General features: G+C 57.2%; 7 protein-coding genes. 1 reads left to right on the top strand and 6 read right to left on the bottom strand.

The window, feature by feature from the left end:
* Window positions 1–223: 223 nt before the first annotated feature.
* The 5 genes from AC2FLO_RS17630 to gntH form a co-directional block, all read right to left on the bottom strand.
* Window positions 224–1,501, bottom strand: coding sequence for a HupE/UreJ family protein (locus AC2FLO_RS17630; RefSeq protein WP_496754970.1), 1,278 nt, complete (start codon window positions 1,499–1,501; stop codon window positions 224–226).
* Window positions 1,498–3,297: a hypothetical protein gene (locus AC2FLO_RS17635; RefSeq protein ID WP_496754972.1), complete on the bottom strand. Its 1,800-nt coding sequence runs from the start codon at window positions 3,295–3,297 to the stop codon at window positions 1,498–1,500. Before AC2FLO_RS17635 ends, AC2FLO_RS17630 begins: the two co-directional genes overlap by 4 nt.
* Before the next feature lie 131 nt (window positions 3,298–3,428).
* A complete protein-coding gene (locus AC2FLO_RS17640) occupies window positions 3,429–4,292 on the bottom strand; it encodes an outer membrane protein (protein WP_496804371.1) in 864 nt (287 codons plus the stop codon).
* A gap of 64 nt (window positions 4,293–4,356) precedes the next feature.
* On the bottom strand, window positions 4,357–5,292 hold the full coding sequence (locus AC2FLO_RS17645) for an HlyD family secretion protein (RefSeq protein WP_496754976.1): 936 nt from the start codon (window positions 5,290–5,292) through the stop codon (window positions 4,357–4,359).
* Between the two features lie 148 nt (window positions 5,293–5,440).
* Window positions 5,441–6,739 (bottom strand): guanitoxin biosynthesis MBL fold metallo-hydrolase GntH, encoded by a 1,299-nt coding sequence (gntH, locus tag AC2FLO_RS17650; RefSeq protein ID WP_496754977.1) that lies wholly within the window; start codon window positions 6,737–6,739, stop codon window positions 5,441–5,443.
* Between the two features lie 102 nt (window positions 6,740–6,841).
* Between gntH and AC2FLO_RS17655 the strand changes: the two genes are divergently transcribed.
* On the top strand, window positions 6,842–7,411 hold the full coding sequence (locus tag AC2FLO_RS17655; protein ID WP_496754979.1) for a TetR/AcrR family transcriptional regulator: 570 nt from the start codon (window positions 6,842–6,844) through the stop codon (window positions 7,409–7,411).
* Between the two features lie 394 nt (window positions 7,412–7,805).
* On the opposite strand, the gene AC2FLO_RS17660 is transcribed toward AC2FLO_RS17655, so the two are convergent.
* A partial coding sequence (locus tag AC2FLO_RS17660; protein ID WP_496754980.1) for an IS110 family RNA-guided transposase occupies window positions 7,806–8,332 on the bottom strand: 527 nt, incomplete at its 5' end.

Genomic DNA, 8,332 nt, shown 5'->3' on the forward strand with positions numbered 1-8,332 from the left:
ATGCGCCCGTTCGCGCGGCAACATCCTCTTTACACTTGTATTTATGCAAACGGCTTTTGACAGCCCAAGTCCAAGAAACGCGCACGGCGCGTCATGCCAGCTTCCTGAAGGTGAACGCGCCGAGTGCACAGCGTCACAGGAACAAAGAGCGCACCAGGAGAGCCCAAAGCCGACGGTCGAAACAGGAAAGCAGATAGCAAATGCGACTGGCTTCCCTAGTCAATTACGCAAAAATCGACCCAGCTCTTTCTATAGCCCAAGAGGCGGCGACTGCGCTGGCAGCCGCTGCGGTTGTCAAGCTGGCAATTCGCCAGACAGGCGCCGGCCGACTGCGCAGGATCAGCACCAGGGGCCATACAGCGGCGACAATAAGGAGTTGGCCAATTTCGACCCCGATGTTGAACGCAAGAAGGCTCTGCCAGACGTTGGGTGCGTCGACCTTAAGGATATTCTGCAACATGAAGGAAAAGCCGAAGCCGTGGAGCACGCCGATCAGCGAGGTAACCACGACAGCACGGCCATTGCTGCGCTTGTTAGCCGACCGAGCAACAGCGTCGACCGCAGCGAGTATGATCGATAGTGCAATCAGGGTCTCGACCGCAGGAATGAACCAAGCGCCCCGCGGCGCAAGGCCGAAGAAGCCCAAAACGAGTGTCACAGTATGGCCAAGGGTAAACCCTGTAACACGCGCGATCAGGCTGCGCAGGGTTGCGGCACCGAGTATCATGCAAATGACGAAAAGAACGTGGTCGAGTCCCTCCAGAATATGCCTGACACCCTCGATCACGAAGGTCGACGCTGCTGCGACGGCGGAGCCCGCCACATGGAGCGGTGTCTCCATCAGCCCCCGGCTTCGGTAAGTGCGCGGGGATCCGTCGCGATAGTCAAGAAGAAGATTGGCTGTTTCTTCCTGTCCCGGTAGGCCGGGATCGGACGAGACCGAGATCCGGTAGTCGCCGAAGCCCGTCGCTGCCGGGGCCCGAAGGTGGAGATCGACGAGTGCGTCCCCGACATAGGTGTCGCCCGCATCAACCGGGAAAGCTGATCCGCCCGAGAGCGCGGCCTCCGCTTCAGCCCGGGTTGCAAACCCGGGTTCGGTCCCGTTTGGATGGACGCGGACGGAGACGACGACCAGCGGGAGCCGTTCACCGTCAACCTCGATCACCAGAGCGTCAGCAGCAATCTGGCCGAGACCGTTGGGGGCCTTGAGGAGCTGATCCACAGCGACCAGATGCATCGGCATACCGTCTTCGAGCCGATTAAATGTATAGGGCGCAGGCGCGGGCAAGCCGTCCGCGCCCATCGGGCCCGTCATGTCCGCCACCAGATAAGGCATTGGTGTACGCAGGTAGACGTCGAGCCGGTCCTCTTCGTGAACTACATGAAAAATCCGCACATTGAGGTTGAGTTTGAAATGCGCCAGTGCCGCGCCGCTCAGCAACATTGTGCACAGCAGTGCGGCGATCCCGATGCATCGGAGGAGAAGTTGAGCCGATGTCACGTGGCCTCCTGAGCATTCAGGACAGTCAGGCCGTTCAAAACCCAAGTACCATCGATCTGTAAAATCTCAGCGAGACCGCGATAGCTGATTTCTCGGCGGTGCATGTGGCCCCAGTGTCCACCACTGACGCGCGCGGTCCAACTGGTCAGAACTTGGTGGCCGCCACTACCAGCTGTTTTGTCAATCTGCTCCACGACAAGATTTACAATCTCCTCAGTACGGGCTTCGGCCCCGGAAGGAAGGGCAACGGTCAAACCCCGGCGGATCTCGGGGCCAACTGCTTCAATGCTTTCACCGGCGACGAATCCTTCGAGTGCCGCATTGAACCCAGCATCGTCAGTCTCAAGCATTGCTGTTGCGATGTTTTCCAACAAGCTGGCCATCACAAGTTGCGCGGCCGCGTTATCGGGAACGCCTCTTCCCGGAAGCTCGACCTCGATCGTAACCGGATACGCCAGGAATGCACCCAGAAATGCCGCGCCTGTGCCGGTCAAAGCGCCGGCCCTTGCGCGGCCCGCAAATCGGACTGCCGCCCAAAGCGCAGCAATCCCAATCACCATCAGACAGCCGGTCAGCCAGGGGACCCGAAGCATGGACGCAGTGCTCACTTTAACGGGACGCACCACCGGCTCTTCCCACCGGGTCAGGTAGTTGGTCCATTCGATCTGTTGCGCCTCTGGATCCAGGAGGGTCAGGAAGGGACCGGCTGGATCGAATATCGTGGCCGGAACGCGAGGTATGCGCTCATTGAACAGCGGCCATCGCGTTGAAACGGTCTGTGGGAGGGCCGCCACCGGATAGGAGACGATGACCCCGACAAGTGCTGTTGCCGGGTCGAGTGCGGTCTCTCCTTCCACAACTCGTACCCCGGACGTGGTAACCTGTAAGAATTCCGCCCGTATTTTGTCAGGCGCGATGACCGAGCCGTCCACCTCGATTGGCGCCAGGTCGCGGAAGAACGTGCGAGCCGTTTGGGTGATGCGCGCCTGATCCTCGACCGTCAGGAGCTTCGCTTCGGGATCAAGACCCAGATCAACAAAGTCTTGCAGGTCCTGCACCCGTATGAGCGTCTCGTGGCGCACGTCACGAGGTTCGACGTAGAGGAATGTCAGCAAGCCGCTGTCATGGTGACGCTTGAGGTTCTTATTCTTGAACCGCGAATACCACGGGTCGGACCAATCGAGGCGCAGGGTTTCCGGGCCGCTGAGGTAACGAAAATCCATAACATGGACAGACCTGTGAAACACCACGAAGCCGATGCTTACCCGCGGCGTCTCGGGCGGCTGCACCGGTGGCGAGAACTCCAGCTCTGCGGGCTGTCCATCAAACGGATAGACGAGCTTCACATAGAACACCCTGTCGTCTTCTGGGGGCTCCGGTATGATCTGCATGCCCGTCAGGGGGCCTGCGGAACGGGCGAGATCAGTGAGTCTGTCGATGCGGCGGCGAGGTTCAGCCAGGGTTATGCCGGCCTCAAGAAGTTCTCCGTCCGCCCGGATTTGCAGCCCGGTTTGCGAGAACCGGCGCAGCCGTTCGGCCGCCGTTGGTCGGTCCCTTGCGGAGTCGCCCCTAAACCAATTGTCTGGGAGCAGGTCCTGAAACACCTCCAGGTTGCCCACATAGACCTCAAGCAAGACTTCAACCCTGTCTTCGAGAATACGCACCTCGGCAATATTCGGTGCCACAGCGGCACCGTTGAGCGGCGACAGGTCTGCGAAGACCGGTCCGGGAATACCAACTGCAAGCCAGCCGAAAAGACCCCAAACAAGACGATACACCCAACTTGACACGTTCATGCCCTCAACCGCCTGTGCACCCGATGTTTGTCCTTTATGCGTGAGTTTGCACTCTTTCTGGGGTGCAATTTTCACAAATGCTATTTCCGGTCGATGGGTATTACCCCGCACGAAGCCCGTTTCCCGATCATTCAAAACCGGTAACTTAACCCGATGAAGGGGCCGTGCTGCCTCACATCGAGAGCAAATTCGTCCGCGCCTGAACCATCTGAATAATCAATATCATAAACGCGATAACCAAACCGCAAAGTGGTCTGTTCTCCGATTTTGTACCCGGCAAGCGCCGTGATCGACCAACTCAGGTCTTCGCCCGATACCCCGAAACCAGACATGTCGCCGCGCAGAACTGCGTTCCATTTCTCGTTGAATACCCAGTTCGCGCGGGCTCCAATGACCGGAGACACCCAATCCCGATCGCCACCTAGATTTGCAGTGAAGGGAACCGGAAGACCGGGTGTCACGTCAATTTCCTGTTTGAGATAATTGTACCGCGCTCCTGCCATCAGGTCTATTTCGGTATACCGCAAACTGGGCGCATTGCTTTTGAAATGGGGAAACCGGTAGGCTATCATAAAATCGACAATGCCCTGTCGGATGTCGGCGTCTACGTTCCCCGCACCACCGGGACCAATGCTCGACTCATCGAGACCAAGATCGACGTAGGTGGCGTCAAGGATAAATCCCATGCCGCTCCCATCGGCTGTGGGCGCGGCGCGCCATGCTTCAAAACGCCCCGCGAGCGCGAACTCGAGCAGGTCAAAAATGTCACTCGGTCCCAGATCAAGGTCAACCGCTCCCCCATCGACCGTTGATGTCCCATCAATGGATATCGGCACAAAAGCGTATGCACCAACCTCAAACGTCCAAGGCGTGGTGCCTTCTTCAGCATTCGCAGTTGCACTCGCCAATCCGAAAACGCCGGCGGCCACCCAAAACAACGTCAGATTATATGGCATAGCGTTTCGTATCCTCATGCGGCAATCTGCAAAAAACATTTTGTGTTTTTTCCTTCTCTTTTAACATGAACCAATCTTAGAACTCGTACTGAGCCCACCGAAATCACAAATACGTCCCGATCATCTTGATATAGAGCAGAACGTTCGCAAGGACTCCCATGGCACCGGCATCAGGCCCAAAGGCCGTTGCCGAACCAACCATGCCTGGCGTCGCAATGCTGTTGTCAAGCTCCTCAGGCCACGCCAGCACAACCAAAGCTTCCCCGCTGCTCCCAATATCCAGCGCAGTAAGGAGGTTTGACCCGACCGGTATCTGACCCGACCCGGTACCTTGCGCGATCTCAACGACTTCGCTGTCGTAGATCTGGCCCGGAGTGCGATCGAAAACGATCTTCACGGGCGTCCCGACCGGCATCCCAGTCAAACCGTTCTGTGCAAAGACACCGGCCAGAAACCGACTGTCGGTGCGGACGAAAGGCATAACCGGGCTCAAGGGACGTGCCTGATCGCCTACCGAAACTCCCAGTGACGTCACAACTCCATCGGACGGAGCCCTCACAACGCTTTGATCGAAGTCGTATTGAGCAGCGTCCACGCGGGCCTGCGCTGCGGCCCGTGCAGCGCGTGACTCGTCAAGAGTTTGCTTTGAAACCGTGTTCGAGTTGCGATCGAACGCAGTTTGCTGCCGATCCAGCGTGAGCGATGCGATCTCAAGGTTTGCCAAGGCTTCGTCTAAACGAGCCCGGAACGGTGTTTTGTCCAGTTCGAAAAGAACGGTTCCCTGGGTGACCGGGATGTTTGGTTGCACCGGAACCGAGGTCACGATGCCACCCACAACGGGCGCGATTTCCACGACTTGCGCGACAACTGTCACGCGCCCTGACGGCGTCCGGGTATTCAGCAACCCAACGACAACCAGAACGATGAGCAGCCCGACAATCGCCACCAACGACTTGGAGCCAGTGCTCCATGGCAGCAGGTTCAACTTGAAGAAGATGAGCCAGATTAGAACGGCATAGAGACTCAGAACGATGAGCATATCAACTTATCCAATCTAATTTGCCGTTGACATTTCGCAGACTTGAATGCTGGCGCCCAAGCGGACCAAATGGTCCTCAAGAGCTTTCCATTGTGTGCAAAGGGTGCAGCGGCGAGGGGCTCTCACCCCCCGCACAAATCTTTTCAGTTCACTCGTCGCCGGGGTAAACGAACTCGCGCCCGAATTCTTCCGATGTCGCTTCGTAAACCGGACGAATGGCATCGTCGACATTCCACTTGCCCGATAATGTAAAGTCGGAGTACTCGGTGGCCTCAATCGGCAGGCCCCTCTCTTGCGCAAAAGCGGTCTTGTCCTCGGGATTCGGCAGGGCTGGCGGTGCGGCCAGCGGCGGCGCCCATGTCGCATGCTCCGGATGCGCCATCCGGACGCGGATATCGTCTTTGGTGACATTCCAGACCATATAATCCTCTGCAAGGCTCAGGGGTCCGTCATAGGTCGAACGAATGCCATCATACACATTCAGGATGGTGTCGAAGTCGTTGAAGAAATGGTAAGCCACCGCTATGCGCGGTTCGATTTCACTCATCACCTTGCCGAAAGCTTCGGGTGAGGTGTGAATCTGTGTGCCGACGACAAGCGCCGATTCCGGCGTGAAGCCCATCTTGGTAATCAGATCCGGCACCGCGACAAAGCACTCGTGAATGACGATGTCTGCATCCTTTGAATATTCAATGAACCACTTGTTGGGATATGTGTCGGAACTGAAGACAAACTTCAGATCGTTCCATTCCAAAGCATAGCTGACCGACCCGTCAATGGAATGGATCGCCGGGAAAGATCGGATGACGACCCCATTTTCCTCGTAGACAACCTGGTTCTCGCCGCGAAAGTCGAACTCTGTGACATCCATGACGTAGCCGCGGAAATCTATCAGACCGGCGCGGCCAGCGAGGTCCCAGGTCAGCATCTCCTGCATGCGGTCGAGCGCATAGGCCGTGCCAAGTTCCGGTGTCGCTCCGCTCGGCCCCCAGACGCGCAGGGGCACGTTGCGCCCCATCAGCGCCCCGCCAATGAACAGATCATGAAGCGCGCCGAAGTGATCGGTGTGCAGGTGCCCGATGAAGACCTTGTCAAGATAGTTGTAGGGAATCTGCAATGAAGAAATTCGCTCGGCGGACCCGGAGCCAATGTCGAAAAGAAACTTGTCGCCGTTGCCGAGCTCCACGAGGAAACACGCCGCGGCTTGGGCCGCCCTTGTTGTCGGCATGCCGGTCCCACAGGCAATCACCCGCATCTCGTCAGGCGCGAGGTCCTCCGTATTCGGATAGTAGACGTCGCGGGGGCGATCCCGCACTACCGTTGGAGAGACCTCCATCTCCGCTTCCTGCGCGGCTGCGGACCACGAACCGGCCAGCCCCATCACGGAACCTGCGGCAAGCCCCAGCCCCAAGGTCGTGGCAGTCAAGAACTTCGTTGATCGAATCATTTGATGGACTCCCAGAGGAATTTTACATACGAAAAAGTATGTACAATGCTATTTTGTACTTTGCTAGGCCTATTCTTGATGTCAGGTTCAGAGACCAACCCCATGCCCAAATCCAGTCATGACGGCCGGTTCGACCGCGCCGCATGGCTTCGGGCTGCACTGAACGTTTTGGCGCGCGACGGTCAGGCTCGGCTGAACGTCGAAAAGCTGGCGGGCAAACTCGGTGTAACCAAGGGGAGTTTCTATTATCACTTCCGCAACCGCCAAGACTTTGTAGAAAAGCTTCTTGCGTTTTGGGAGGAAGAATTCACCCAACGGCAACTCCGTGCACTCGCGGCCAGCAAAGCACCGGCACACGAACGTCTCTTGCAGCTTGCGGTCAGAGTTGAACGCGAACAACTGAATAAGTTCGACACGGCTTTTCGCTGTTGGGCTGCGCAGGATACGTCGGTCGCAAAGGTGGTGCGGCGCGTTGATGCCGCCCGTTTCACGGCCATCAAGGCAATCTTCGCCGAAATAGGATTTGCCGGGGTCGACTTGATTGAACGAACGCGGATCTTTTTGCTCTTCCACAGCTCGCTCGGCATCGTACAAGTCCCAGACGAGATGCCGGTCACGGATGAACTCATTCAAGAACGGGTCAGGTTTTTCACTCAGCCGCGGGGAGATTGATCACACCCTTAGCAAGATTTTTTGGCGCGAGAACTGTAATAAAACATACTGAACATCCGCCCGTCTGATTAACGATGTGCTTCGAAGACACAAGCACCGAACGGCCGCTACGTCCGCAACTGAGCCATTGCGCCGAGTTGCAGCGAACGACATGTGTGGATGGCTCCTGCATAGCAAGTCCTTTTTGATCTGATTTGTGCATTTGTCAGAAGCAGTCATGTGTCCGGCCTGTTTGCGCGGTTTTGACCGCTGGCCCTGATGGGTTCCGCAAACCAAGTTCCTATCAGCTTTACGGGCTATTGCGCCCGCGCCATTCGGCGGAGTTTCTTGGCTTTGGCGGCAGACTTATGCACCATCATCTCGCGGGTCTTGCTAGTTCATTGTTCCTTTCGTCTCAGACGGCAGCACGTGGGCTGTAGGGTTCGTTGCGGGTTAGCACTGCCCAGACGATCCGGGCGGTTTTGTTGGCCATTGCGACGGTTGCGACACGGGCGGCTTTGCGTTCGAGCAATGATGTCAGCCACTTGCTGGCGCGTTCGGGGTGAGATCTTATTTGTCGGACCAATGACGTCATGCCGACGACGAGCAATGATCGCAAATACTGGTCGCCCATCTTTGTGATCCGTCCAAGCTTCTCCTTGCCGCCGCTGGATTTGTTGGCCGGTGTCAGGCCCAGCCAGGCAGCGAATTCCCGGCCATTGCGGAACTGATGGCCATCTCCAATGCTAGCGATGATTGCAGAGGCCGTCACAGCACCCACGCCAGGTATCGTGCGAAGAAGACGAACTCGCGCATCTTCTTTTGCAACTTGTTTGACTCGAACTTCGTACCAGCGGACCCGTTTGTGAGCAGCCTCATCTGACTGGTCCAAGTTGATTGTTAGTGCATCATTGGCCTGTGATCCATTGAGATGATGGTTTC

The sequence above is a fragment of the Ruegeria sp. TASC047 genome, assembly GCF_059612445.1.